The organism is Ornithinibacter sp. (assembly GCF_035443565.1).
Lineage (GTDB): Bacteria > Actinomycetota > Actinomycetes > Actinomycetales > Dermatophilaceae > Fodinibacter.
Map to the genome: position 1 here is coordinate 1 of NZ_DAORSO010000361.1, position 1,409 is coordinate 1,409.

At 72.8% G+C, this 1,409-nt stretch carries 1 protein-coding gene; it reads right to left on the reverse strand.

The window, feature by feature from the left end; translation table 11 throughout:
• Window positions 1-163: 163 nt before the first annotated feature.
• Window positions 164-1,255, reverse strand: coding sequence for an ABC transporter ATP-binding protein (locus PLL68_RS15200; RefSeq protein ID WP_324535543.1), 1,092 nt, complete (start codon window positions 1,253-1,255; stop codon window positions 164-166).
• Between the last annotated feature and the right edge of the window lie 154 nt (window positions 1,256-1,409).

A 1,409-nucleotide genomic window follows, 5' to 3' on the forward strand; every position in this document is an offset into this window, starting at 1 on the left:
TCCTGACCCTCCTCGGTGGGCATCAGCCGCGTCGCTGCCATGGCCCGACCATACCCACTCCCGGCTTTTCCTCCCCATGGGGGAAGCACAAGGTTCGCAAGGGGTGCCTTCCCTTGCGGACCTGACCTTTTCCGCCCCATGTCGCAACGCTCAGCGGCCGGGGTCAGGCCGGGTAGGCGATGGTCTCGGTCGCCTTGGCCGTCAGCCACACCGGGGTGCCGCGTTCGAGGCCGAGGTCGGCCAGCGCCGCGGGGGTGATGTCGACCAGGCAGGACGGAGACCCGGTCACCTCGACGCGCACGCGGTCACCGAGGAGTTCGATGCCGGTCACCGCGCCGGTCCACACGTTGCGGGCACTGGTGTTCTCGACGGGAGTGGTGAACAGGCTGACCGCTCCCGGGGGGAGCGCCACGAGCAGGCGCCGCGCGTCGGCGTCGGTGCCCGGGGTCGGGGACACCGTGAGGGTTCCGCCGCCGTCGAGGTTCACCACCGCGGATGCCGGGTCACGCGTCCCCGCGTAGAGGTTGAGTCCGACGAGGCGGGCGACGTAGTCCGTCGCGGGATGGCGGGCGACCTCCGCGGGGGTGCCTTCCTGGACGACCCGCCCTTGCTCGATGACGATGATCCGGTCGGCGATGACCATGGCGTCGATCGGGTCGTGGGTGACGACGACCACAGGGCCGGCGAACTGCTCGAGGTGGGCACGCAACGCCGTGCGGACGTCGAGCCGCGTCCGGGCGTCGAGGGCCGCGAGCGGTTCGTCGAGCAGGAGCAGGCGGGGATCGGCGGCCAGGGACCGCGCCAGGGCGACCCGCTGGGCCTGCCCTCCCGAGAGCTGCCCCGGCCGGTGGTGGGCGAGTTCGGTGAGGCCAAGCCGGCCCACCCACTCCCGGGCAGTGGCGCGCGAAGCCGCCCGGCTCGCGCCCATGGAGCGGGGGGCGAAGGCGATGTTGTCGAGGACGTCGAGGTGCGGGAACAGCCGGTAGTCCTGGAACACGATGCCGACCGGTCGCAGCTCCGGCGGGACCCACGTGTCGTTGGCGGCGTCGTCGAGCACCACCCCGTCGAGCCGGATCGAGCCGTCCTTGAGCTCGACGAGACCCGCGAGCGCGCGCAGCAGGGTCGACTTGCCGGCGCCGTTGGGGCCCAGGACGGCCACGACCTCACCCGGCGCCACGGATGCCGTGAGGCGCAGGGAGAACTGGCCGCGCTCGATGAGGCCGTCGACGTCGAGGCCTCCGGCGCCCCCGGTCACAGCGTGCTCCCGGGCCGCAGCCAGCGGTCGCGCAGCAGCGCGAGCACCGCCACCGAGACGGTGAGCAGCACGAGCGACAGGGCGATCGCCGCCTCCGGATCGCTCTCCATCGCGAGGTAGACCGCGAGCGGCATCGTCTGGGTGATGCCGGGGG